A 22,412-nucleotide genomic window follows, 5' to 3' on the forward strand; every position below is an offset into this window, starting at 1 on the left:
CGCGGCCCGGTCAGGCCGGCTCGCGTTCCTGCAGCAGCCGCCACATCACCTTGCCCGAACCGCTCTTGGGCAGGCTCTCGACGAACTCCACCACGCGCGGCACCTTGTACGCCGCCATGTGCTCGCGGGCCCAGGCGATGATGTCCTCGGGCGTGGTGTGGCCACGGGCCTCGTGGCGCAGCACGACCACCGCCTTGACGCTCTCGCCGCGGTAGGCATCCTTGGTGGCGATGATGCAGGCCTCCTGCACCGCCGGGCACTTGAACAGCAGCAGCTCCACCTCGCTCGGCCAGACCTTGAAGCCGCTGGCGTTGATCATGCGCTTGAGGCGATCGGTGATGAAGAAGTAGCCTTCCTCGTCCATGCGGCCCAGGTCGCCGGTGCGGAAGAAGCGCTTGCCGTCCAGTTCGATGAAGGCCGCGGCGGTGGCCTCGGGGTGGCCCCAGTAACCCTGGAAGACCATCGGCCCGTGCGTGACGATCTCGCCCACCTCGCCGGGCGGCAGTTCCTGCAGCGTGGCGGCATCGACGATGCGGGCGTCGACGCCGAAGATCGGGATGCCCAGGCACTGCAGCTTCGCGCGCTCGGGCGGGTTGGCATGGCTGGGCGCGGCGGTCTCGGTGAGGCCGTAGCCTTCGGCGAACGTGAGGCCGAACTCGGCCTGCAGCCGCTCGGCCACCGCCTGCGGCATCGCCGCGCCGCCGCCGCTGAGGTAGCGCAGGCTGGTGAGGTCGAAGCTCTTGTAGTTGGGGCTGCCGAAGAGGTCGATGATCATCGTCGGGATGCAGGTCCAGTGCGTGACCTGGTGGCGCGAGATCAGGCGCCCGGCGAGCTCGCGGTCCCAGCGCGGCAGGATCACGACGGTGGACCCGAGGTACACCGAGCCCAGCACGCCGTACATCATGCCGGTGATGTGGAACATCGGCACGACGCCCAGGCTCGTGCTCTCGGCGCTGGCGTGGCCCCACAGGCCGCCGCCGACGACGTTGCTCATCAGCGTGCGGTGCGTGTGCATGCAGCCCTTGGGCATGCCGGTGGTGCCCGAGGTGTAGGGCAGCAGCGCCAGGTCGTCGGGCCGCGCCATGTGCGGGCCCGGCGCATGGCCGGCGGCCAGCGCGTCGGGCCAGCGCTCGTGGCCGCCGGGCAGCGCGGGGTTGGCCAGCAGCCAGTCCAGCACCGCGGGGGCGGGCGCCTCGGCGGGGTCGATGGTGTCGGGCAGGGTGTCGGCGAAGCGCGTCACCAGCACGTGCTGCAGGCGCTGGGCTTCGGGCAGCCGGCCGTTGGCTTCGTGCACGATGCCGGCGAGGTCGGCACTGGTGATGGCCAGCTTCGCGCCCGGGTCGGTGATGTAGTGGCCGAACTCGTCGGCGCGGTTCATCGGGTTCACCGGCACCACCACCGCGTTGGCGCGCTGCACGGCGTAGAACGCGACCACGTACTGCGGGCAGTTCTGCAGGAACAGCAGCACGCGGTCGCCGGCCTGCACGCCACGCGCCTGCAGCCAGCCGGCCAGCGCCTCGGCCTGCCGCTTCAGTTCGGCATAGCTGATCGGGCGGCCGAAGAAGACGTAGGCGGCCTTGTCCGGGTAGCGCGCGGCGCTGACTTCCAGGTTGAACCACAGCGTGGTCTCGGGCACCACCAGCGTGCGCGGCAGCCGCGACGGCCAGACGGCATGGTGGGGACGGGTCGACGACGCAGCAGCAGCCAAGGCAAGCCTCCGAAAGCGAAGCCGCTGGTGTACCCGGCGCGGCGCGCGCGCGCCAGCGTGCATTCCCGGTGGGGCGCTGACGCCGAGGTGACAGCGCCGCTGCGCGAGGGCGCCGTCAGCGCGTCGGGTTGGCCTTCTGTTCCTGCTCGGCGCGCCACTTGACGCACTCGGGGTGCTGGCGCAGTTCGGGCTTCTTGCACTCGCGCTCGATGCAGTTCCACAGCGCCAGCAGGATGCGGCTGCCGCAGCGTTCGGTGGGCCCGACCAGCACCGGGGGCGCAGCGGGCTTGTCGGCCGGCGCCGATGCCGGCGCAGCGGCTGCCGGGACCGGGGCGGTGCGCACCGGGGGCGGAGCGACCACCTCGGCGGCGGGCACAGGCGCGGGCGCCGCCTCGGCGGGCTGCCGCGCGACCGGCGCCGGGCGCACGACCGGCCTGGCGGGTGCGGGCGTGGGGCGCTCGGCCCCGGCCGGGGCCGGCGTGGCGGACGCGGGCGTCGGCAGCGGGGCCGGCGCAGCGACCGTCTCGGCGGCCGGCACCGACGCCGGCAGCGCCGCGGGCACTGCCACCGTTGCGGCAGGCACGCTGGCCGCCGGTGCGGCGGCCTCGGGCGCCGGCGCAGTCCGCGGCCAGAGCAGCGCCGCCGCGACCACTGCGACGGCCAGGCCGGCACTGCCCAGCAGCAGCGGCATGCGCCGCGACGGGGCCGTCGGCGCCGGCGCGGCGGCCCGCGCTGCCGGCGCAGGCGGCGGCACGGGTGGCGGCGGCGCCGGCCGCGGCGGCGGCACCGTCGCGGCCCGGGCGGGCGGACGGATCACCGTGGCGTCGTCGGCCGGCGCCGGTGCCGCCGTGCGCGGCACCGCCGGTCCGGCGGTCACGGGCGCCGGACCGGCGGGTTCCATCACCTGCGTGCGTTCCCAGCCGCCGGCCGGCGGCGCGGCGACGGCCCGCACGGGCGCCTCGGCCATGCCGTCCAGCACCGCGCGCACCGCGGCCACGTGCTGCGGCCGGTCGGCCGGGCGCGGCGCCAGCATCCAGTCGACCAGGCGCAGGAAGCCGTCGGAACAGCCCGGCAGCAGCTGCCCCGCCAGCGGCGTGTGGTCGTCCTGCACCGCGCGCGCCGTGGCCGGCGCCGGCGGCCGGCCCAGCAACATGTAGTGCAGCGTCGCACCCAGCGCATACAGGTCGGTCCAGGGCCCCTGCTTCACCGAGCCGGCCTCGGCGTACTGCTCGATCGGCGCGTAAGCGGGCTTCAGGATGGCGGTGAGCGTCTGGCTCTTGTCGCTGATGACGCGGCGCGCGGCGCCGAAGTCCAGCAGCACGGGGTGGCCGTCGGCCTCGACGATGATGTTGTCGGGCGCGATGTCGCGGTGGAACACGCCTTCGCCGTGCAGCTTCTCGATCGCACCCAGCAGCGGCAGCAGCAGCGCGCGCAGCCAGGCCTCATCGGGCGGCGCGGCCATCTCGGCGCGCACCTCCTTCAGTGTCCGGCCGCGGTACACCGGCATCGCCATGTAGGCAGTGCCGTTGGCTTCCCAGAAGCGGTGCACCTTCAGCAGCGACGGGTGGTCGAAGCGCGCCAGCAGCCGTGCCTCGTTGACGAAGGACTTCAGGCCCAGCGCGAAGGTGTCGGCATCGCCCTGCGAGCGCAGCGACACGTGCAGCGTCTCGGTGCGGCCGGCCAGCGCGGCGGGCATGTATTCCTTCACCGCCACCTCGCGCTCGAGCGCGTGGTCGACCGCGAGATAGACGATGCCGAAGCCGCCCACGCCCAGCACGCGCAGCACTTCGAATTCACCCAGGCGTGTGCCGATGGGCAAGGCGCTGGGCAGGGCGTCGCGGGGGCGGGAAGTGTCGTCGGACATCGCGGGGGAGCTTACCAGGGCGCCCCCCGCCAGTTCGCGCCGGAACCGATCAGGCGGCCAGCGGCAGGTGCACTTCCACACGCAGCCCCGGTTGCGCGTTGGCCAGCACCAGGCGCCCGCCGTGCGCCTGCGCGACCAGCCGGCACAGGTACAGGCCCAGGCCCACGCCGCCGGCATCGCGCGTGCGCGCCGCGTCGGGGCGGTAGAAGGCGCTGGCCAGTTGCGCCAGCGCGGCCTCGGGCACGCCGGGGCCGTGGTCGCGCACCGACAGCACCAGCATGCCGCCCTCCAGCGCGGTGCGCAGCACCGGCGGCTCGGCCCCGGCGCCGTGGCGCAGCGCGTTGTCGAGCAGGTTGCGCAGCAGCAGGCGCAGCCGGCTGCGGTCCAGCGGCTGCAGCGGCAGACCCGGAGCCAGCTCCAGCCGCACGGGCAGGTCGGCTGCGGCCTCGGTCGCCAGTGCGTTCAGGTCCACGGGCTCGCGCTGCAGCACGGCGCGCGGCCCGGCCAGGCGTTCGCTTTCCAGCAGGTCGGCGATCAGGTCGCGCATCGCCGCCAGGTCGCGCAGCAGCGCGTCGCGCTCCGGGCCTTCGGCCACCAGCTCGGCGTTCAGCCGCGCGCGTGTCAGCGGCGACCGCAGCTCGTGGCTGATCGCCAGCAGCAGCCCGCGCTGCGCTTCCAGCATGCGCTGCAGGTCGGCGGCCATCGTGTTCACCTGCCCCGCCAGGTCGCCCAGCTCGTCGGCACGGCGCTGCGGGATGGGCGTGGCGAAGTCGCCGGTGCCGAAGCGCAGGGCGCCGGCGCGGACGTCGTCCAGCGGCCGGAACAGGCGCCGCGTGTAGGCGTAGGCCAGCGCCGTGAAGCCCAGCAGCAGCACCAGCGTGACCCAGCCGATGCTGCGCGGCCGGCGCTGCCAGTCGATGCTGCCGAGGCCGAACACGACGCGGTGGCCGTCGGCGGTGGTGCGGGCCAGCAGCCAGTCGGCGTCGCCGTCCTCGGCATGCTGGTGCCACGGGCCGTGGCGGTCCGTGCGCTGCGGGTGGGTGTCGTGGCGCACCTGCGGCCCGTCGATGCGCACCGACAGCGGCAGGCGCTGCGCCAGCGCGTCGGCCTTCGCCGGGTCGGGTGGCGCGCCAAGTTCGACCACCAGCCGGTCGACGTAGTCGGCCACCAGCGGCTGCCCCACGGCCGACCAGCCCACCGACAGCGCGCGCTGCATGCCGGCCAGGAACACGGCGCTCAGTGCCAGCGCCAGCGCCAGGAACAGCAGCACCAGGCGCAGGCCCAGCGAGCGGCGCAGCCGCTGCCAGAAGCCGGTCATGCACGCGCCGCCGCGAAGGCGTAGCCGGCATTGCGCAAGGTCTTGATGCAGTCCAGCGGCTCCAGCTTCTTGCGCAGCCGGCTCACCAGGATGTCGACCGCGCGCGTGAACAGCTCGGCCTCCTGCCCGCGCAGGCGGTTCAGGATCTCGTCGCGGCTGAACACCTTCTGCGGCTCGGCCGCCAGCAGCGCCAGCAGCGCGAACTCGGTGCCGGTCAGCTCGACCGGCGCACCCTGGCGCCGCACGCTGCGGCGCGCGAGATCGATTTCCAGCCCGTCGAAGCGCAGCACGTCGGGCGCCACCGCCGCGCCGATGGGCGCGCGCTGGCGCCGCAGGATGGTCTGCAGCCGCGCCGCCAGCTCGCGCGGCTCGAAGGGCTTGGGCAGGTAGTCGTCGGCGCCGAGCTCCAGGCCGACGATGCGGTCCATGACCTCGCCGCGCGCGGTCAGCATGACGATCGGCACGTCGCTCTCGCGGCGGATGGCGCGGCACAGTGCGAAGCCGTCCATCTCGGGCAGCATCACGTCCAGGATCACCGCGTCGAAGGGCTGGCTGCGCAGCAGCGCGAGCCCGGCGCTGGGCCGCGTGGCGGCTTCCAGCACCAGGTCGAAGCGCCGCAGGTAGGTGGCCAGCGGCGGCGCCAGGCCCTCGTCGTCGTCGATCAGCAGCACGCGGTGCATGACGACGATGCTATGCGCTTCAGCCGCGGTGGCCGCGGTGACCGAGCCCATGGCCGCGCTTGGCCAGGAACGCGCGCACCTGGGCCTGCTGCTCGCTCGACAGCGCGTCGTAGAAGTCGGCCGCGGCGGCGATGACCTCGGGGCTCTTCAGCTGCACGGCACCGGTCTTCTCGGCCACCAGCGCACTGGCGCGTGCGCGGTCGAACTTCTCGCCGGCGATCAGCGCCGTCATGGTGCTGCGCGGGTCGCTGCCGGCCACGAGCGCGACGCGCTGCTCGTTCATCTTGTCGAACAGCACCGCCAGGCGCTGCTGCTGCGCGGCGTCGAGCTTCAGCTCGCTGGTGGCACGCTCGACGAAGCGGCCGCGCCACTGGGCGACGTCTTCGGCGCTGACGTCGGCCATGCCGCGCGGGCCGTGGTCACGGTGGCTGCAAGCGGCCATGCCGCCGCCGACGAGGGCGATGCCGGCGACGGCGATGAGGGTGCGGCGGATCCAGGTCTTCATGGTGGTGTCCTTCGGGACGGTGTGGAACATGGACACGATGCTCGCGGCCCGGCGCGTGGCGGTCATCTCGGCGCGGTATCGCCGCGTATCGTTTCTTTTCATCGCCGGGCCGGCGTGTAAAGTGCGCCGCCTTCTCCCGCCCTCGCCCCCCCGGCCACCCGCTTGAACGACACCGCGCTCTTCCGCCACACCGCCTTCATGCAGCTGTGGTGCTCGCGCCTGGCCTCGGTGGCCGCGGCGCAGATGCTGATGGTGGCCATCGGCTGGCAGATGTACGACCTGACCGGCTCGGCCTGGGACCTGGGCCTGGTGGGCCTGCTGCAGTTCCTGCCCGCGGTGCCGCTGGCGCTGGTGGCCGGGCATGTGATCGACCGCTTCCACCGCGCGCGCATCGTGGCGGCATGCATGGTGGTGCAGGTGCTGGTGGCGGGGTCGCTGGCCTGGGCCAGCCAGCGCGGGCTGACGGTGGACGGCGGCCGCACGCTGTTGCTGGCGCTGTCGGTGGTGCTGGGCGCGGTGCGCGCGTTCCAGATGCCGGCGCAGCAGGCACTGACGCCGTCGCTGGTGCCGGCCGCACTGCTGCCGCAGGCGCTGGCCTTCAGCAGCGCCGGCATGCAGGGTGCCGTGATCGCCGGGCCGGCGCTCGGCGGCTTCGTCTACGTGGCCGGCGCCGGGGCCGTGTACACGAGCTGCGCCCTGCTCTTCGCGCTGGCCGGCGTGCTGTGCGCGCTGATCCGCTACGAGCACCAGCCGCCGCCGGCGCTGCCGGTGACGTGGCAGACGCTGCTGGCAGGCGTGCACTTCATCTGGCAGCGCAAGGTCGTGCTGGGCGCGATCTCGCTGGACCTGTTCGCGGTGCTGCTGGGCGGCGCCACCGCGCTGCTGCCGATGTTCGCGAAGGACGTGCTGCACGTCGGCCCCTGGGGGCTGGGGCTGCTGCGCAGCGCGCCGGCGGTCGGGGCGCTGGTGATGTCGGTGGCGCTGACGCGGTGGCCGGTGCGTCGACGCACCGGCCCCACGCTGCTGGGCGCCGTCGCCGTGTTCGGCGCGGCGCAACTCGTCTTCGGGCTGTCCACGGTCTTCGTGCTCTCGTTGGCGGCACTGGCTGTGAGCGGCGCGGCCGACATGGTGAGCGTGGTCATCCGCCAGACTCTCGTGCAGTTGGAAACGCCGGACGACATGCGAGGGCGCGTGAGTGCAGTCAACGCGGTCTTCATCGGGGCGTCCAACCAGCTCGGCGAGTTCGAGTCCGGTGCCACGGCAGCACTGCTCGGCCCGGTGGGCTCGGTGGTGCTGGGCGGCGTGGGCACGCTCATCGTGGCGGGCCTCTGGCTGCGGCTGTTCCCCGCGCTGGCGCGGCGCGATGCGCTGGTGACGCCGGCAGCCTAGGCATCGCCGCCCTCCCCGCGCTTGGCCTTGATGTGGGCCCGCGCGGCGCGGCCGCGGGCCTTCCACTGCGACACCACCTCCTTGCGCTGCAGCGCACTCATGGTGTCGCGCTGCGCCTCGCGCAGCAGCTTCTGGAAGCTGCGCAGGCGCTCAGGGGCCACGCCGTCGCGCACGGCGCAGCCGGGTTCGTCGGCATGGCGGCAGTCGCGGAAGCGGCACTGCAGGCTGAGCGTGGCGATGTCGTCGAACACGCCCGCCACGTCGCCGGCCTCGCCGTCCAGCCGCAGCGTGCGCAGCCCCGGCGTGTCGATGATGCAGGCGCCCCCGGCGGCGCAGTGCAGCGAACGGGACGTCGTCGTGTGGCGACCGCGGCCGTCGCCGCGCCGCGTGCCGCCGGTGTCCTGCACCGGCGCGCCGATCAGCGCGTTGGTCAGCGTGCTCTTGCCGACACCGCTGGAGCCCAGCAGCACCAGCGTCTGCCCGCGCTGCAGCCAGGGTGCCAGCTGCGTGCGCGGCGTGTCGCTGCAGGCGTTCAGCGCCACCACGGCCACGTCGGCGGGCACCAGCGCCTGCACCTCGCGCTGGCGCTCGGCGGCCTGCGGGCACAGATCGGCCTTGCTCAGCACGACCACGGCCGAGACCCCGGCCAGCCGCACCAGGGCCAGGTAGCGCTCCAGCCGGCGCAGGCTGAAGTCCATGTCCAGGCCCATCACCAGCAGCGCCGTGTCGACGTTGCTGACGATGACCACGCGCGTCACCTTGTCGCGGCCGTCGTGCAGGCGGCGTGCGATCTGCGTGCGCGGCGGCAGTCGCGCATGCGCCCACCACTCGCCGAAGGCATTGCGGCGGGCCAGCACCCAGTCGCCGACGGCCAGGCCGTCATGCGCAGCCAGCAGGCCCTGGGTCAGTGCGGGCAGCGCACGCGCCCAGTGCTCGTCGGCCCCGTCGTGCAGCATCAGGTTGTCACGCTGCACCTCGGTGACGCGCATGAGCGTCTCGGGGGTCTCGCCGGGCCCGGCCTTGGGTGCCGACAGCACCAGTTGCTGCGCGAGCAGCGGTGTCAGGCCGATGGCCTGCAGCCGCTCGAAAGAAGCGGAATCGATCATGGATGGAAGAAGTCCGTGTGATCAGAACCAGCGCTGCAGCAAGCTGCGCAGCGCAACGGGTGGGATCCGGACTTCCGGCCGCGACCTGCGGGTCACGGTGGCCGGCACGCGCCTCGAGGGCGGGTGGTGCGGCCGGGGCGGCGCGATGTGACGCGCGCGCCCTGCAGTTCGACGTCAGGTCAGACGGCGAAAGCCCGAGCGAGGGCAAGATCAGTCGTGTGCATCGCTGCCTCCATCGGTCGGGTTGGGAAGGTGCGGATGCTGCGACGGGACGGGCCCCGCGTCAAGACCCGGACAACTGGGCGCCAGCACCGCCGTGCAGATGTTGTGTCAGGGCGACACCCCCCAAGTCGCAGGTCAGCGCCGCGGTGACGCATGCCTGGCTTGTCATCCGAGGCTCCTACAGTCCATTGCCAGCACGCGGACCTTTGTTGCTGGCAGGTAATTTGCATGGCTGCCCCGCTTCCGACTTCGACACCTGGAACACAACCGATGAACAACCCGAACTGGATGGCTTTCTCGCGCAGCGCGGTCAGCGCGGCCGTGGCGATCGTGATCGCCGCGCCGGTGCTGGCCCAGAACACCACCTCCGCCGTCGGCGGCCGCGTCGTCGCCGCCGACGGCAAGCCCGTGGCCGGTGCCAACGTCGCCATCCTGCACGTCGATTCGGGCTCGCTCGCCAACGCCACCACCGACGGCGAAGGCCGCTACCTGGCACGCGGCCTGCGCGTGGGCGGCCCCTACACGATCACCGTCACGAAGGACGGCAACACCGACAAGCGCGACGGCATCTTCCTGAACCTGGCCGAGACGCTGAACTACGACGCGACGCTGGGCGCGCCGGTCACCACCATCACGATCACCGGCACCGGTCTGGGCTCGAAGTTCAACGCCGCGACCATGGGCGCGGGCACCAACATCGGCAGCCGCGAGATCGCCGCGCAGGCGTCCATCCAGCGCAACCTGCAGGACTACGCGCGCATCGACCCGCGTGTCTCGCAGACCGACAAGGAGCGCGGCGAGATCTCGGCCGCGGGCCAGAACACGCGCTACAACAACATCACGATCGACGGCGTCAGCATCAGCGACACCTTCGGCCTGGAGTCGAACAACCTGCCGACGAAGAAGCAGCCGATCTCGATCGACGCGATCCAGTCGGTGCAGGTCAACGTCTCGAACTACGACGTCACGCAGAAGGGCTACACCGGCGCCAACGTCAACGCCGTCACCAAGAGCGGCACCAACGAGTTCAAGGGCAGCGTCTACTACGTCTACCGCGACGAGGCCCTGACCGGCCAGCGCTTCAACCGCACCAACGGCCGCTACAGCGACACGCCGAAGTTCGACGAGAAGACCATCGGCTTCACGCTCGGCGGGCCGATCATCCAGGACAAGCTGTTCTTCTTCGGCAGCTACGAGGAGTTCAAGAGCTCCAAGACCAGCCCGGCCTTCGGCCCGGTGGGCAGCGCGCAGACCAACGTGGGCATCCTGCCCGAGTCCATCACCGAGGCGCAGGCCATCGGCCGCACCTACGGCATCGACATCGGCACCGACAGCATCCCGGCCGGCGTGTCGCTGGACGTGAAGGACACGCTGCTGAAGCTGGACTGGAACATCAGCGACAACCACCGCGCCAGCGTGCGCTACAACAAGACCGAGCAGACCGAGCCCTTCTTCCCCAACTTCAGCAGCACGGCGCTGTCGCTGAACTCGCACTGGTACAACCAGGTGAAGGAGAACGAGAGCATCGTCGCGCAATGGCTCGCCGACTGGACCGACAGCTTCTCGACCGAGCTGAAGCTGTCGCAGCGCAACTACCGCAGCGAGCCGCTGTCGCTGAACGGCACGCGGCTGCCGCAGGTGGTGCTGCGCTTCACCGACACGCTCACGGCCGTGAACCCCGGCACGCGCGACCTGTCGTTCGGCACCGAGCGCAGCCGCCACTTCAACGTGCTGGAGACCGAGACCACCGACCTCTACGCCGGCGCCAACTGGAACCTGGGCGACCACGAGCTGAAGTTCGGCATCGACTACGCCGACAACACGGTCTTCAACGCCTTCCTGCAGGACACCTTCGGCCAGTACCGCTTCCAGTGCGAAGGCGGCACCTACACCTTCGGCACCTTTGCGAACTGCGACGCCATGACGGTGGAGCAGCGCAACCTGGCGGTGCTGGAGAACTTCCGCAACGGCAACCCGTCGTTCTTCCAGCAGCAGGTCCCGACCGCCGGCCTGACGCTGGGCGATGCCACCGCCACCTGGAGCTACGAGAACACCGGCGTGTTCCTGCAGGACACCTGGCGCGTCAGCAAGGGTCTGAACCTGATGATGGGCCTGCGCCTGGACAAGCAGGCCGTGCCGACGAAGCCGATCGCCAACACCGCCGCAGCAGTGGCCTTTGGCTACGACAACACCAACACGCTGGACGGCAACACGCTGCTGCAGCCGCGCGTGGGCTTCAACTGGAACCTGAGCTCGCCCGAGACGCGGCGCCAGCTGCGTGGCGGTGTCGGCCTGTTCCAGGGTGCGGCTGCCAACGTGTGGCTGTCGAACCCGTTCTCGAACACCGGCCGCTCCACGGCGTTCGCCACCTGCAGCAGCTTCGGCGACTGCAACACGGTCGGCGCCGACTTCAGCGGCGACCCGAACAACCAACCCACGCTGACCGCCGGCAGTGCCGCGGCCAACGTCGACCTGCTGTCGCCGGGCCTGGAGCAGCCGTCGGTGTGGAAGCTGAACCTGGCCTTCGACACGCAGTTGCCCGAACTGCCGGTGGTGGGTCGCCTGGTGGCCAGTGCCGAGTGGCTGTACACGAAGAACAAGACCGGCGTCTTCTACCAACACCTGAACCTGGGTGCACCCACGCGCTTCGGCAGCGACGGCCGCGAGATGTACTACAGCACTGCCGGCCTGGACCCGGCCTGCTACAACAGCAACGGCTCGGCCATCACCAGTGGCGCCTGCGCTTCGACCTTCCGTGACCGCGCGCAGCGCAACAGCGCGTTCAACGCCGTCTACCTGACGCGCGAGACCGACAAGGGCAGCGGCAACGTCATCACGCTGGGCCTGTCGCAGCCGGGTCTGAACGGCCTGGGTTGGGGCGTGGCCTACACGCGCACGGCGTCCACCGACGTCAGCCCGCTGACCTCGTCGACCTCGGGCTCGAACTGGCTGAACCGCACGGTCTTCAATCCCAACGAAGAGGTGGCGAGCAACTCCAACTACCTCGTGCGTGACCGCGTCAGCGCCAACATGACCTGGAGCCGGGCGTTCGTGGGCAACTACCGCACCTCGGTGGGCCTGTTCTACGAAGGCCGCAAGGGCAAGCCCTACAGCTGGACCTACATCAACGACCTGAACGGCGACGGCGTGTCGGGCAACGACCTGCTGTACATCCCGCGCGGCCCGGGCTCCGGCGAAGTGGCGTTCCGCACGCCGGACGACGAAGCACGCTTCTGGCAGGTGGTGGAATCGATCCCCGAGCTGTCGTCGGCCAAGGGCAGCGTCGTCGGCCGCAACACCAGCTTCGCGCCGTGGGTGAACAGTTTCGACCTGCGCGTCAGCCAGGAATTCGCCGGCTTCGCCAAGAGCCACAAGAGCTCCATCACCTTCGACCTGCTGAACGTGGGCAACCTGCTGAACAAGCGCTGGGGCCGCATCAACGAAGTCGGCTTCCCGTCCAACCGCAGCTTCGTGAACTACGTCGGCGTCGACAGCGCCGGCCGCTACGTCTACAGCACCGGCGCCACCGAAGACTACGTGACGCGCCAGGAGTCGGGCGAGTCGCAGTGGGCGGCCCAGATCACGCTGAAGTACGAGTTCTGAAGCAACCCACCGTGCCGGGCCTGCGCGCCCGGCACCCCACGACGACGGCAGCCTGCGGGCTGCCGTTCTTTCTGGCGCCGCTATGCTCGGCCGCGTGACACCCCTGTACGCCGACACGCATCTGCTCGCCTTCGACAAGCCCGCCGGTCTGCTGTCGGTGCCGGGCCGGGGCGCGGACAAGCAGGACAGCCTCTCCGCCCGCGCGCAGGCGCTGTGGCCCGATGCGCTGGTGGTGCACCGCCTGGACATGGCCACCTCGGGCCTGCTGCTGCTGGCGCGCGGCGCCGAGATGCAGCGTGCGCTCAGTGCCGCGTTCGCGCAGCGCCAGGTGCACAAGGGCTACGTCGCGGTCGTGCACGGCCTGGTGGCGGGCGAGCACGGCAGCATCGACGCGCCGCTGGCCGCCGACTGGCCCCGCCGGCCGCGGCAGCAGGTCGACCGGGTGCACGGCAAGCCGTCGCTGACGCGCTGGTCCGTGCTGCGCCGCGACCCTGCGCGGCAGCGCACGCTGCTGGCGCTGGAGCCGCGCACCGGACGCACGCACCAGCTGCGCGTGCACCTGGCGCACGCCGGCCATGCCATCGTCGGCGACGCGCTGTACGCAGAGCCCGCCCTGGCCGACCCGGCGGCGGCAGCACCCCGCCTGCTGCTGCACGCGTGCACGTTGCAGCTGACCCACCCCGCCACCGGCGCGCCCTTGCACCTGCACAGCCCGCCGCCCTTCGACCTCTGAGCCGCTCTGAACCCACCCTCCCCGCCGATGCGCAGCCCCGTCGCCCTGCCCCACGCCTACCGCCTGCTGAACCACGGCCCGACCGTGCTGGTCAGCGCCGCGCACGGCGGCCACCGCAACCTGATGGCCGCGGCCTGGAACATGCCGCTGGACTTCGACCCGCCCAAGGTCGCCGTCGTCATCGACAAGAGCACCTGCACCCGCGGCCTGGTCGAGGCCTCGGGCGCATTCGTGCTGAACCTGCCCTGCCGGGCGCAGGCCGACATCGCGTTCACGGTCGGCAGCACCAGCGGCCACGACATCGACGACAAGTTCGCGCGCTACGGGCTGGCCACGCTGCCCGCCGAGCGCGTGGCCGCGCCGCTGCTCGACGGCTGCGTGGCCTGGCTGGAATGCCGCGTGCTGCCGCAGCCGGCGCTGCAGCAGGCCCTGCAACAGACGCACGACCTCTTCCTGGCCGAGGTGGTGGCAGCGCATGCCGACAGCCGCGTCTTCAGCGGTGGGCGTTGGCACTTCGGACCGGAACACGCGGCGCTGCGCACGCTGCACCACGTGGCCGGCGGCGCCTTCTTCAGCCCGGCGGACCTGCTGCAGGCACGGCCCCTGCCTTGAGCAGCGGGGCGCGCAGGCGCGCCTCGAAGTCGGCGGGCGCGGCGAACTGCAGCACCTCGCGCCCTTCGGCGTCGAGCACGATGGCCAGGCCGCGCTCCGGGTACAGCCAGTGCTGCAGGCGTGCGCCCTGCTGCAGCCGCTCGGCGGGTGGGCCGAAGCGCTGCAGCACGGTGGCTGCGTCCAGCTGCACGGCCGCGATGAAGGTGATGCCGACCACCGGCGTGCCCGCCGTGGCCGCGATGTCCTCGGCACGCGGCCACCAGCGCGCGGTGTCGGCGTCGACCTGGGCGCTCTTGGCCGCCTGCAGCTGCAGCTGCTGCACCTGCGCCGGCGCCAGCGCGGTGGCCAGCACCAGCCGCCCGCCGATGCCCGCGCGCTCGTAGCGTTCCACGTAGGCTTCCAGCGCGCCGGGTTCGCCGCGCTGCGCCATCACCGCCACCTGCAGGCCGTCGCCCCACTGGCGCTGCGCATCGGCCAGCGTGCTGCCCGGCAGCTGCAGGCCGAAGACCCGCACGCTGTCGCCGTCGCGCTGCACCTGCCACGGCAGGCCTTCGGCCACGGGCGGCGGCGGCGCCCCCGCCAGCAGGTGCCACAGGGGCAGGGCCGCCGCGGCGGCCACGACGGCGGCACCGGCCAGCAGCGCGATGGCGAGAGGACTCCGGAACAGGCTCTTCATGGGCGCCGAAGTATCCTCTGCCGCCATGAGCACTCCCTTGACCCTCCTCACCGGCGCATCGCGCGGGCTTGGCCTGGCGATGGCCGAACAGCTGCTGGCACGCGGCCACCGGCTGCTGACGATCTCGCGCCGCGCGCCGCCGCTGCAGCACCCCGCGCTCACCGCCTGGTCGGCCGACCTGGCCGACGCCGCGCCGGTGGCGGCGCAGGTGCAGGCCTGGCTGGCGGGCATCGACCCCGCCGGCGTCAGCCGGTTGCAGGTGATCCACAACGCCGGCGTCGTGTCGCAGCTGGCGCCGCTGGGCGACATCGCCAGCGCCGACCTCGCGAACGCGCTGCGTGTGGGCCTGGAAGCACCGCTGCTGCTGAGCGCCGCAGTGCTGCACGCCACGCGCGACTGGACACTGCCGCGCCAGCTGCTGTTCATCTCGTCGGGCCTGGGCCGGCGCGCGATGGCCGGCAGCGCTTCCTACTGCGCCGCCAAGGCCGGCATGGACCACCTGGCGCGCGCGCTCGCGCTGGAAGCGGCCGGGCGCCCGCACGGCGCGCGCGTGGTGTCGCTGGCGCCGGGCGTCATCGACACCGACATGCAGGTGCAGCTGCGCAATGCCGACCCGGCCGCCTTCCCCGAACGCGCCCGCTTCGTCGGCCTGAAGGACGGCGGCCAGCTCGACAGCCCGGCCACCGCCGCGGCCAAGGTGCTGGCTTATCTGGACCGCGCCGACTTCGGCAGCAACCCCGTCGCCGACGTGCGCGACGCATGACCACCGCACCGGGCCACGCCATGGACACCCCACCGCTGCTGATCGACCGCCACCCCGCCGGCTACGCCGTGCTCACGCTCCACCGCCCGCAGGCGATGAACGCGCTGTCCCGCGACTTGATGGCGGCGCTGGCCGACGCCGTCGATGCGCTGGAGGGCGACCCCGCGGTGCGCGTGCTGGTGCTCACCGGCGCCGGCCGCGCCTTCTGCGCCGGTCTCGACCTGAAGGAGCTGGGCTCGGGCACCGGCACGCTGGGCCGCGGCGACAGCGGCGTCGCCGACAAGGACCCGGTGGCCGCCCTCGGCCGCTTCACCGGCCCTGTGATCGGCGCCATCAACGGCGCCGCGGTCACCGGCGGCTTCGAGCTGGCGCTGGCCTGCGACGTGCTCTATGCCGGCACCAGCGCCCGCTTCGCCGACACGCATGCACGCATCGGCATCGCGCCCGCCTGGGGCCTGTCGCAGAAGCTGCCGCGCACCATCGGGCCGTACCGCGCGCGCGAGGTGTCGTTCTCGGGCCGCTGGGTCAGCGCCGCGCAGGCCGAGGCCTGGGGCTTCGTCAACCGCGTGCTGCCCGACGCCGAGCTGCTGCCCGCCGCCCGTGCGCTGGCCGAGGACATGTGCGGCGCGCTGCCCGAACTGCTGCGGCACTACAAGGCCGTCATCGCCGATGGCTACGCACTGCCGTTCGGCGAGGCGCTGGCGCTGGAGCGCGCGCGCGGCCGCGCCTTCAACACGCGCATCACCGCCGACGCCATCGAGAGCCGGCGCGAGGCCGTGCGCGAACGCAACCGCGGCGATTGAGTCGGCACCGGCACTCGCGCGCTACACGATCTCGCCGCGCCGGCGTGCCGCTTCGGTGTCGGCCTTGATGTGCTGCGCGAAATAGCGTGCGTAGAACGCGCCCATGCCCAGCGTGATCACGATCACCACCAGGCTCATCAACCCGTAGTCCGTGGTCAGGAAGTCCTGCAATGCCTTCATCGCTGTCCCCTTCTGCTTCGACAGGGCTCCATCAGACACCGGCGCCGCCGGCGCGTGCTTGCGATGCGTCAACGCTGGTGCCGCGCGCGCAGGCGCTGGTGCAGCAGCTGGGACTGCGGCCGCATCCGGAAGGCGGCTTCTACGGCGAGGTCTTCCGCTCGCCGGTGGTGGTGTCGACGCCGCGCGGGCCGCGGGCGGCATTGACGACGATCGACTTCCTGCTCGGCCGCGGCCAGTGCTCGGCCTGGCACCGCGTGCGCAGCGACGAGGTCTGGCACCTGCTCGAAGGCGGTCCGCTGCGGCTGTGGCTGTTGCCGCCGGACCTGGACAGCGTGGAGCACGTGGACCTGGGCACCGCGCCGCCGCGCCACGTGGTGCCGGCCGACTGGTGGCAGGCGGCCGAGCCGCTGGGCGACTTCGCGCACGTGGGCGCCACGGTGGCGCCGGGCTTCGACTTCGCCGACTTCGCCTTCGGCCGCGACGACGCGGCGCTCGGTGCGGCGCTGCAGCGGCTGGCGCCCGACCTGCGGCGGCTGCTGTAGCTCAGCCGTCCCCGAGCGCGACGCCGATGCCGCGCGCCGCCAGCACCAGCAGGTCGTCCGGCGGCACGTTGCGGCAGCGGCCGGCCACCTGGTCCAGCGGCACGCTGGTGCACACGTCGCCCTGCAGCGCCACCATGCGCCCGAACTGCCCGCCCTTCACCAGCTGCGCCGCGTGGTAGCCGAAGCGCGTGGCGAGGATGCGGTCGAAGGCCGTGGGCGCGCCGCCGCGCTGCACGTGGCCCAGCAGCGTGGTGCGCACCTCGCTGGCCAGCAGCGGCTCCAGCTGCTGCTGCAGCCACTGGCCCACGCCACCCAGGCGCAGCGGGTCGGGGCTGTCGGCGATGGTGCGCTGCACGGTCAGCGCACCGCCCTGCGGCTTGGCACCTTCGGCGATGCACACCAGCGTCGGCTGGCCGCGCTGCTCGCGCGCGCGGCAGTGCGCGGCCACGGCTTCGACGCTGAACGGCACCTCGGGCAGCAGGATCACGTCGGCACCGCCGGCCATGCCGCCTTCCAGCGCGATCCAGCCGGCGTAGCGGCCCATGGTCTCGGCGATCATCACGCGGCCGTGGCTGCGCGCGGTGGTGGCCAGCCGGTCCAGCGCCTCGGCGACGATGGCCACCGCGCTGTCGAAGCCGAAGGTGCGGTCGGTGCACACCAGGTCGTTGTCGATGGTCTTGGGCACGCCCACCACCGGCAGCCCGAGGGCCTGGAACTTGTGCGCGATGGCCATCGTGCCGTCGCCGCCGATCACCACCAGCGCGTCGATGCCCAGGCGGCGCACGCAGTCCATCGCCTGCGCCGAGACGTCGGCGCCGCCGGCGCCGAAGTAGTGGAACGGGTCGCACTTGTTGTGCGTGCCCAGGATGGTGCCGCCTTCGGCCAGGATGCCGGCCACCGCCGCGGTGTCCAGCGGCCGGTGGCCATCGGTCAGCAGCCCCAGGAAGCCGCGCTCGATGCCGGTGACGCGCGCGCCGGTCTCGTTGATGAGCGACAGCGTGACCGCGCGGATGACCGCGTTCAGGCCCGGGCAGTCGCCGCCGCCGGTGAGGATGCCGATGTGCATGGCGGCCTCAGCCCAGCCAGGCGGCCAGGTCGGTCTTGAGCTGCGCCAGGTCGGCCTGGCGCGTGTACATCATGTGACCGGCGTCGTAGTAGCGGTGCTGCACGCGCGCCAGCACGTCGGCGGGCACGTCCAGCTGCGCCAGCGACCAGTCGCTGGCGCTGTACGGCGTGCCCAGGTCGTAGCGGCCGCTGGCGACGAACACCTTCAGGTGGCTGTTGCGGCGCAGCGCGCGCGCCAGGTCGGGGCTGGTGCAGGCGTAGCCGTTGCCCTGGGCCTTGCCGCGGTTCCAGTTCCAGTTCGTGTGCACGTCGTGCGACAGCACTTCGTAGCGCTGCTCGCCCGCGATGCCCAGCGTGCGCGCGAAGTAGTCCATCGCCGCCATCGTGTACGGCGCGGCGATGGCCTCGATGCCGGGGTCGAACTCCCACTCGCGCGTGCGGCTGGCGGCCATCGGACCGGTGGCGCGCGCCTCCAGGCGGCCGACCTGCCGCCCCTGCGCGCGCAGGGCCTCGAAGAAGTACGTGGCGTCGCTGATGCGCAGGTTCTTCTCCTCGACCAGCGCGTGCGGCAGGCCGGTGAGCTCGGCGATGCGCCGCGCCACGCGCACGCGGCGCTTGCCGTCCAGGCGTGCACCGGCCAGCAGGGCCGCGGCGTAGTCCTCGTCGACGAAGGCCTCGGCCGCCGCGCGTGCCGCCTCGGGCGACGCCGCCAGCGGCCCCTTCAGCAGGCCGTGGTACTGCGAGACGTTGGCGAAGGCGGGCAGGAACAGCGCGTACGGCAGGTCGTTGCCGGGCATGAAGTCCAGGCTCTGCAGGTCCATCGCGCACGACACCAGGATCAGCCCGCTCAGCGCCACGCCCAGCGTCTGCAGCTTGTCGGCCAGCGCGGCGCCCCGCGTCGTCCCGTAGCTTTCGCCGGCCAGGTAGACGGGCGAGCCCCAGCGCTGGTGGCGCGTGAGCCAGGTGCGCATCACGTCGGCCAGCGCGTCGACGTCGCCGTCCACCGACAGCATCTTCTTGCGCGCGGCTTCGCTGGCGGCGGTGGACCAGCCGGTGTGCGGCGGGTCGATGAAGACCAGGTCGAAGTGCTCGAACCAGGTCAGCGGGTTGTCCACCGCGGTGTAGGGCGCCGTCGGCATGCCGCCGTCGTCGGGCACGACCACGCGCTTGGGGCCGAGCGCGCCCAGGTGCAGCCAGATCGACGCCGAGCCCGGGCCGCCGTTGAAGGCGAAGCACAGCGGCCGGCTGCCGGGCGCGGCGCCCTGCAGCGTGTAGGCGGTGGTCATCACGGCCGCCTGCGGTTCGCCCGGCGCGCCTTCGAAGCCCTCGGCCACCACCGGCACGAACGCGGCGCTCACGCCGTAGTCGAGCCGGCGTCCGTCGGCCAGCTGCACGCTGCCCGTGGAGGTGGCGGCCGGCCGCGCCAGCAGCTTCTCGACCTGCTCGCGCAGCTTGCGGTCGGTGTCGGACTCGCCGGCCTTGCCGGCGGGGGGGCTGGGGGTGGCTGCGTCGGCCATGCGGGAGTCTCCGGTCGCGGGCAAAACCCGGACCATAACGCAAGCCCCGTGGCGCAGCCCTTCAGCCGGCCAGCCAGCCCCCGTAGCGCTGCAGGTCGACGTTGCCGCCGCTGACGACGATGCCCACGCGCTTGCCGCGCAGGTCGGGCAGGCCCTCGGCGCCTTCCAGCGCAGCCGCCGCGCCCAGGCAGCCGGTGGGTTCGACCACCATCTTCATGCGCTCGGCGAAGAAGCGCATCGTGCGCACCAGCTGCGCGTCGCCGACGGTCAGGATGCGCGGGACGTGGCGCTGGATCACCGGGAACGTGAGCTGCCCGCTGTGCTGCGTCTGCGCGCCGTCGGCGATGGTCTGCGGCGTCGCGATGTGCACGATCTCGCCGCGCGCCAGGCTCTGCTGCGTGTCGTTGCCGGCCTCGGGCTCGACACCCAGCACCGTGATGCCCGTCTGCAGGTGCTTCGCGGCCACGGCGCAGCCCGCGATGAGGCCGCCGCCGCCCACGCACACCAGCAGCAGGTCCAGCGGGCCGCCGTCGGCCGTGTCCTGCAGCAGCTCCAGCGCCGCGGTGCCCTGGCCGGCCATCACGTGCGGGTGGTCGTAGGGCGGGATCAGCGTCATGCCGCGCTCGGCGGCGATGCGCTGCCCGATGGCCTCGCGGTCTTCGGTGTAGCGGTCGAACAGCACGACCTCGCTGCCGGCCTGGCCCTGCTGGTAGCCGCGCGTGGCCGCCAGCTTGGCCGCCGGCGAGTCGTGCGGCATCACGATGACCGAGGGCATGCCCAGCAGCCGCGCCGACAGCGCGATGGCCTGCGCGTGGTTGCCCGAGCTGAAGGCGATGACGCCGGCCGCACGCTGCGCGGGCGAGAACTGCGCCAGCGCGTTGTAGGCACCGCGGAACTTGAAGGCCCCCATGCGCTGGAAGTTCTCGCACTTGAAGAACAGCTGCGCGCCGGTGGCGGCGTCGGCCGTGCGCGAGGTGCGCACCGGCGTGCGGTGGGCCACGCCGTGCAGCCGCGCGGCGGCGGCGGCGATGTCGTCGAAGCGGATCGCGAGATCGGTCATGCGGCCTCCGGGCCCTGGAAACCGCCGCGGCGGAAGGTCAGCACCAGCGTGTCGCGGTGCGCGGGCAACGCCGCATCGAGCGGCTGGATCGGCGTGCTCTCGTGCACCACGCGCGCATCGTCGAGCAGCAGCACGCTCCAGGGTTGCGACAGCGTGAAGCGCACGCCCTGCGGGCCGCGTGCGTCGAAGACACGCGTCTCGCCGCCCTTCACGTTCTGGCGCGCCACCAGCACCACCGCCACCAGGTCGACGCCGTCGCGGTGCGCGCCCTCCGGCGTGGGGCGGCCGATGCCGTCGGTGCAGTCGATGCGGAACGGGTGCGCCTCCACGTACCACGGCTGCGCGCCGCGCAGCGCGCTCGCCACGCCGGCCACGCCTTGCAGCAGCGCCGCCCACGCCGGGCTGTCGGCCAGCGCCGGCGGCAGCGGCTCGAACCAGCGCTGGATGCCGCCGTGCAGCGCGTTGTATTCCACCGGCTGCCAGTGCGCGCGGTGCGGCACGGGCGTGATGCGGGCGCCGTCGACGACCATGCAGCCGTGGCGGCGGCGGCGGTAGCGGCCGCCGTCGCGCAGGTGCTGGTCGGGTGGCAGGTCGTCCCAGTGCGCGGCCAGCGGCGGCAGCGCATCGGCCGGCAGCCGCGCCAGCTGGGCCAGCGTGGCGGCATCGAGCACGGCAAAACCGGCGCTGGCGAGCTGGTCGGGCAGGTCGGCCAGGGCGGTGAGCGGGGGTGGCGGTGAGGTCGGCATCGGAGTGCGGGGTCCAGGGGGACACGAGCGTACCCCAGCACGCAGCGGCGGCGTAGCATGGCGGGCAACGACATCCGCAGGCCCAGGAGACACCCCATGCCGCTGCGCTGGTTCCTCGCATTCATCACCGCCTGGCTGGCGGGCTGTGCCAGCGCCCCGCCGCCGCCGGCGCCACTGGCTCCCGGGCTGCTGCACGACACGGCGTTCGTGCCGCCCGCCGCCCCCATCGATGCCGGGCAGGTCTTCGCGCTCACCGACGCGATGCGCACGACGCTGGAGCAGCCGGCCATCGACACGCTCAAGAGCAGCGACCCGCGCCGGCGCCTGCTGCACCAGCTGTTCGGCGAGCGCGCGATGGGGCTGGACTACGACGCCGCGTTCACGCGCACCGCCAGAGAAGCCTTCGAGGCGCAGCGCGGCAACTGCCTGTCGCTGATGGTGATGACGGCCGCCTTCGCGAAGGCCTCGGGCATCCCGGTGAAGTTCCGCCAGGTCAAGATCAACGAGGCCTGGAGCCGCAGCAACGGCTTCTACTTCGCCAGCGGCCACGTCAACCTGGGCCTGGGCTGGGCGCTGAGCTCGGTGCACAAGGCCGCGGGCGAGAACCAGATGATCGTGGACTTCCTGCCCGACGCCGCCGTGCGCGACATGCCGGTGCGCGTCATCACCGAAGCCACGGTGCTGGCGATGTTCATGAACAACCGCGCGGCCGAATCGCTGGCGCGCGGGCGGGTCGACGACGCCTACTGGTTCGCCCGCGAGGCGCTGCGCCAGGATCCGACCTTCATCGCCGCCTACAACACGCTGGGCGTGGTGTATTCGCAGCACGGGCGCCCGGGCTGGGCCGAGGCGGTGTACCAGGCCGTGCTGGCACGCGAGCCCGGCAACACGCACGCGCTGGCCAACCTGGTGCTGGCCCTGCGCGCCGACGGCCGCCGCGACGAGGCGGCCGTGGTGCAGGCGCGGCTGACGGCGCTGGAGCCGCATCCGCCGTTCCACTTCCTGCAGCTCGGCCAGCAGGCCATGCAGCGGCAGGACTGGCAGGCTGCGCTCGACCTGTTCCGCAAGGAACTGGCGCGACAGGCCGACAACCCCGAGCTGCACTTCTGGCTGGCCCAGGCCAGCTACCGGCTGGGCAACCTGCGCGAGGCGGACCGCCACATGGAGCTGGCGCGCAGCAACAGCGCCACGCCGCAGGACGCCGCGCTGTACAACGCCAAGCTCGGCTGGCTGCGCGCGAACACGCTGCACCAGTAGCCGGCCCCGGCGGCACCCGGTGCGCAGGGGCCGGGGCTCCAGGTGCCAGGACGCGTCAGGCCC

Annotated in this window: 20 protein-coding genes; 8 read left to right on the top strand and 12 right to left on the bottom strand. The window is 72.7% G+C overall.

Features of this window, described 5'->3' with window-relative positions; translation table 11 throughout:
* Positions 1–10: 10 nt before the first annotated feature.
* The 5 genes from ACPOLB_RS07840 to ACPOLB_RS07860 all read right to left on the bottom strand — a co-directional run bounded on the left by ACPOLB_RS07840 (position 11) and on the right by ACPOLB_RS07860 (position 6,075).
* Positions 11–1,708 (bottom strand): long-chain fatty acid--CoA ligase, encoded by a 1,698-nt coding sequence (locus ACPOLB_RS07840; protein ID WP_425260756.1) that lies wholly within the window; start codon positions 1,706–1,708, stop codon positions 11–13.
* A gap of 115 nt (positions 1,709–1,823) precedes the next feature.
* The gene (locus ACPOLB_RS07845; protein ID WP_425260757.1) at positions 1,824–3,572 is read right to left on the bottom strand and encodes a serine/threonine protein kinase; all 1,749 of its coding nucleotides are present in this window, start codon (positions 3,570–3,572) and stop codon (positions 1,824–1,826) included.
* Between the two features lie 49 nt (positions 3,573–3,621).
* Positions 3,622–4,890 carry a HAMP domain-containing sensor histidine kinase gene (locus ACPOLB_RS07850; protein ID WP_425260758.1) on the bottom strand — a complete coding sequence of 423 codons (1,269 nt, stop codon included), beginning with the start codon at positions 4,888–4,890 and terminating at the stop codon, positions 3,622–3,624.
* Positions 4,887–5,570, bottom strand: coding sequence for a response regulator transcription factor (locus ACPOLB_RS07855; protein WP_425260759.1), 684 nt, complete (start codon positions 5,568–5,570; stop codon positions 4,887–4,889). Before ACPOLB_RS07855 ends, ACPOLB_RS07850 begins: the two co-directional genes overlap by 4 nt.
* Before the next feature lie 19 nt (positions 5,571–5,589).
* Positions 5,590–6,075: a Spy/CpxP family protein refolding chaperone gene (locus ACPOLB_RS07860; protein WP_425260760.1), complete on the bottom strand. Its 486-nt coding sequence runs from the start codon at positions 6,073–6,075 to the stop codon at positions 5,590–5,592.
* Positions 6,076–6,273: 198 nt separating this feature from the next.
* Here ACPOLB_RS07860 and ACPOLB_RS07865 point away from each other — a divergent pair, with 198 nt between their 5' ends.
* Positions 6,274–7,464: an MFS transporter gene (locus ACPOLB_RS07865; RefSeq protein ID WP_425261895.1), complete on the top strand. Its 1,191-nt coding sequence runs from the start codon at positions 6,274–6,276 to the stop codon at positions 7,462–7,464.
* On the opposite strand, the gene rsgA is transcribed toward ACPOLB_RS07865, so the two are convergent.
* A complete protein-coding gene (gene rsgA, locus ACPOLB_RS07870) occupies positions 7,461–8,570 on the bottom strand; it encodes a ribosome small subunit-dependent GTPase A (RefSeq protein ID WP_425260761.1) in 1,110 nt (369 codons plus the stop codon). The genes ACPOLB_RS07865 and rsgA overlap by 4 nt on opposite strands.
* A 492-nt stretch (positions 8,571–9,062) precedes the next feature.
* Here rsgA and ACPOLB_RS07875 point away from each other — a divergent pair, with 492 nt between their 5' ends.
* From ACPOLB_RS07875 to ACPOLB_RS07885, 3 genes are all read left to right on the top strand, one after another.
* Positions 9,063–12,395, top strand: coding sequence for a carboxypeptidase regulatory-like domain-containing protein (locus ACPOLB_RS07875; protein WP_425260762.1), 3,333 nt, complete (start codon positions 9,063–9,065; stop codon positions 12,393–12,395).
* An 82-nt stretch (positions 12,396–12,477) separates the two neighbouring features.
* Positions 12,478–13,128, top strand: coding sequence for an RluA family pseudouridine synthase (locus ACPOLB_RS07880; protein ID WP_425260763.1), 651 nt, complete (start codon positions 12,478–12,480; stop codon positions 13,126–13,128).
* Between the two features lie 27 nt (positions 13,129–13,155).
* A complete protein-coding gene (locus tag ACPOLB_RS07885; protein WP_425260764.1) occupies positions 13,156–13,740 on the top strand; it encodes a flavin reductase family protein in 585 nt (194 codons plus the stop codon).
* Here ACPOLB_RS07885 and ACPOLB_RS07890 read toward each other — a convergent pair.
* Positions 13,700–14,416, bottom strand: a complete 717-nt coding sequence (locus ACPOLB_RS07890; protein WP_425260765.1) for a hypothetical protein — start codon at positions 14,414–14,416, stop codon at positions 13,700–13,702. The two genes, ACPOLB_RS07885 and ACPOLB_RS07890, sit on opposite strands and share 41 nt — an antisense overlap.
* Before the next feature lie 25 nt (positions 14,417–14,441).
* Between ACPOLB_RS07890 and ACPOLB_RS07895 the strand changes: the two genes are divergently transcribed.
* Positions 14,442–15,179: an SDR family NAD(P)-dependent oxidoreductase gene (locus ACPOLB_RS07895; RefSeq protein ID WP_425260766.1), complete on the top strand. Its 738-nt coding sequence runs from the start codon at positions 14,442–14,444 to the stop codon at positions 15,177–15,179.
* Positions 15,176–15,982, top strand: coding sequence for an enoyl-CoA hydratase (locus ACPOLB_RS07900; protein WP_425260767.1), 807 nt, complete (start codon positions 15,176–15,178; stop codon positions 15,980–15,982). Before ACPOLB_RS07895 ends, ACPOLB_RS07900 begins: the two co-directional genes overlap by 4 nt.
* Positions 15,983–16,003: 21 nt before the next feature.
* Here the strand turns inward: ACPOLB_RS07900 and ACPOLB_RS07905 are convergent, their stop codons facing one another.
* Positions 16,004–16,162: a DUF3149 domain-containing protein gene (locus tag ACPOLB_RS07905; RefSeq protein WP_425260768.1), complete on the bottom strand. Its 159-nt coding sequence runs from the start codon at positions 16,160–16,162 to the stop codon at positions 16,004–16,006.
* Between the two features lie 77 nt (positions 16,163–16,239).
* Between ACPOLB_RS07905 and ACPOLB_RS07910 the strand changes: the two genes are divergently transcribed.
* Positions 16,240–16,704: a cupin domain-containing protein gene (locus ACPOLB_RS07910; protein WP_425260769.1), complete on the top strand. Its 465-nt coding sequence runs from the start codon at positions 16,240–16,242 to the stop codon at positions 16,702–16,704.
* 1 nt (position 16,705) lies between these two features.
* Here ACPOLB_RS07910 and ACPOLB_RS07915 read toward each other — a convergent pair whose 3' ends face one another.
* The 4 genes from ACPOLB_RS07915 to ACPOLB_RS07930 form a co-directional block, all read right to left on the bottom strand.
* Positions 16,706–17,770, bottom strand: a complete 1,065-nt coding sequence (locus ACPOLB_RS07915) for a 6-phosphofructokinase (protein ID WP_425260770.1) — start codon at positions 17,768–17,770, stop codon at positions 16,706–16,708.
* Positions 17,771–17,777: 7 nt separating this feature from the next.
* Complete coding sequence (locus ACPOLB_RS07920; RefSeq protein ID WP_425260771.1) at positions 17,778–19,286, bottom strand: S10 family peptidase; 1,509 nt, start codon at positions 19,284–19,286, stop codon at positions 17,778–17,780.
* 61 nt (positions 19,287–19,347) lie between these two features.
* Positions 19,348–20,346: a threo-3-hydroxy-L-aspartate ammonia-lyase gene (locus ACPOLB_RS07925; RefSeq protein ID WP_425260772.1), complete on the bottom strand. Its 999-nt coding sequence runs from the start codon at positions 20,344–20,346 to the stop codon at positions 19,348–19,350.
* The gene (locus ACPOLB_RS07930; RefSeq protein ID WP_425260773.1) at positions 20,343–21,092 is read right to left on the bottom strand and encodes a 2OG-Fe dioxygenase family protein; all 750 of its coding nucleotides are present in this window, start codon (positions 21,090–21,092) and stop codon (positions 20,343–20,345) included. Before ACPOLB_RS07930 ends, ACPOLB_RS07925 begins: the two co-directional genes overlap by 4 nt.
* 96 nt (positions 21,093–21,188) lie before the next feature.
* On the opposite strand from ACPOLB_RS07930, the gene ACPOLB_RS07935 reads away from it, so the two are divergent.
* Positions 21,189–22,349, top strand: a complete 1,161-nt coding sequence (locus ACPOLB_RS07935; protein ID WP_425260774.1) for a tetratricopeptide repeat protein — start codon at positions 21,189–21,191, stop codon at positions 22,347–22,349.
* Positions 22,350–22,412: the final 63 nt, after the last annotated feature.

Source organism: Rubrivivax soli, assembly GCF_049810355.1.
In the GTDB taxonomy this organism is placed as follows: domain Bacteria; phylum Pseudomonadota; class Gammaproteobacteria; order Burkholderiales; family Burkholderiaceae_C; genus Rubrivivax.

Bases quoted from the DNA above. Each gene is read 5' to 3' on its own strand.
- ACPOLB_RS07845 (WP_425260757.1), bottom strand. From the start codon at position 3,572: ATGTCCGACGACACTTCCCGCCCCCGCGACGCCCTGCCCAGCGCCTTG.
- ACPOLB_RS07850 (WP_425260758.1), bottom strand. From the start codon at position 4,890: ATGACCGGCTTCTGGCAGCGGCTGCGCCGCTCGCTGGGCCTGCGCCTG.
- ACPOLB_RS07855 (WP_425260759.1), bottom strand. From the start codon at position 5,570: ATGCACCGCGTGCTGCTGATCGACGACGACGAGGGCCTGGCGCCGCCG.
- ACPOLB_RS07860 (WP_425260760.1), bottom strand. From the start codon at position 6,075: ATGAAGACCTGGATCCGCCGCACCCTCATCGCCGTCGCCGGCATCGCC.
- ACPOLB_RS07865 (WP_425261895.1), top strand. From the start codon at position 6,274: ATGCAGCTGTGGTGCTCGCGCCTGGCCTCGGTGGCCGCGGCGCAGATG.
- rsgA (WP_425260761.1), bottom strand. From the start codon at position 8,570: ATGATCGATTCCGCTTCTTTCGAGCGGCTGCAGGCCATCGGCCTGACA.
- ACPOLB_RS07875 (WP_425260762.1), top strand. From the start codon at position 9,063: ATGAACAACCCGAACTGGATGGCTTTCTCGCGCAGCGCGGTCAGCGCG.
- ACPOLB_RS07880 (WP_425260763.1), top strand. From the start codon at position 12,478: ATGCTCGGCCGCGTGACACCCCTGTACGCCGACACGCATCTGCTCGCC.
- ACPOLB_RS07885 (WP_425260764.1), top strand. From the start codon at position 13,156: ATGCGCAGCCCCGTCGCCCTGCCCCACGCCTACCGCCTGCTGAACCAC.
- ACPOLB_RS07890 (WP_425260765.1), bottom strand. From the start codon at position 14,416: ATGAAGAGCCTGTTCCGGAGTCCTCTCGCCATCGCGCTGCTGGCCGGT.
- ACPOLB_RS07895 (WP_425260766.1), top strand. From the start codon at position 14,442: ATGAGCACTCCCTTGACCCTCCTCACCGGCGCATCGCGCGGGCTTGGC.
- ACPOLB_RS07900 (WP_425260767.1), top strand. From the start codon at position 15,176: ATGACCACCGCACCGGGCCACGCCATGGACACCCCACCGCTGCTGATC.
- ACPOLB_RS07905 (WP_425260768.1), bottom strand. From the start codon at position 16,162: ATGAAGGCATTGCAGGACTTCCTGACCACGGACTACGGGTTGATGAGC.
- ACPOLB_RS07915 (WP_425260770.1), bottom strand. From the start codon at position 17,770: ATGCACATCGGCATCCTCACCGGCGGCGGCGACTGCCCGGGCCTGAAC.
- ACPOLB_RS07920 (WP_425260771.1), bottom strand. From the start codon at position 19,286: ATGGCCGACGCAGCCACCCCCAGCCCCCCCGCCGGCAAGGCCGGCGAG.
- ACPOLB_RS07925 (WP_425260772.1), bottom strand. From the start codon at position 20,346: ATGACCGATCTCGCGATCCGCTTCGACGACATCGCCGCCGCCGCCGCG.
- ACPOLB_RS07930 (WP_425260773.1), bottom strand. From the start codon at position 21,092: ATGCCGACCTCACCGCCACCCCCGCTCACCGCCCTGGCCGACCTGCCC.
- ACPOLB_RS07935 (WP_425260774.1), top strand. From the start codon at position 21,189: ATGCCGCTGCGCTGGTTCCTCGCATTCATCACCGCCTGGCTGGCGGGC.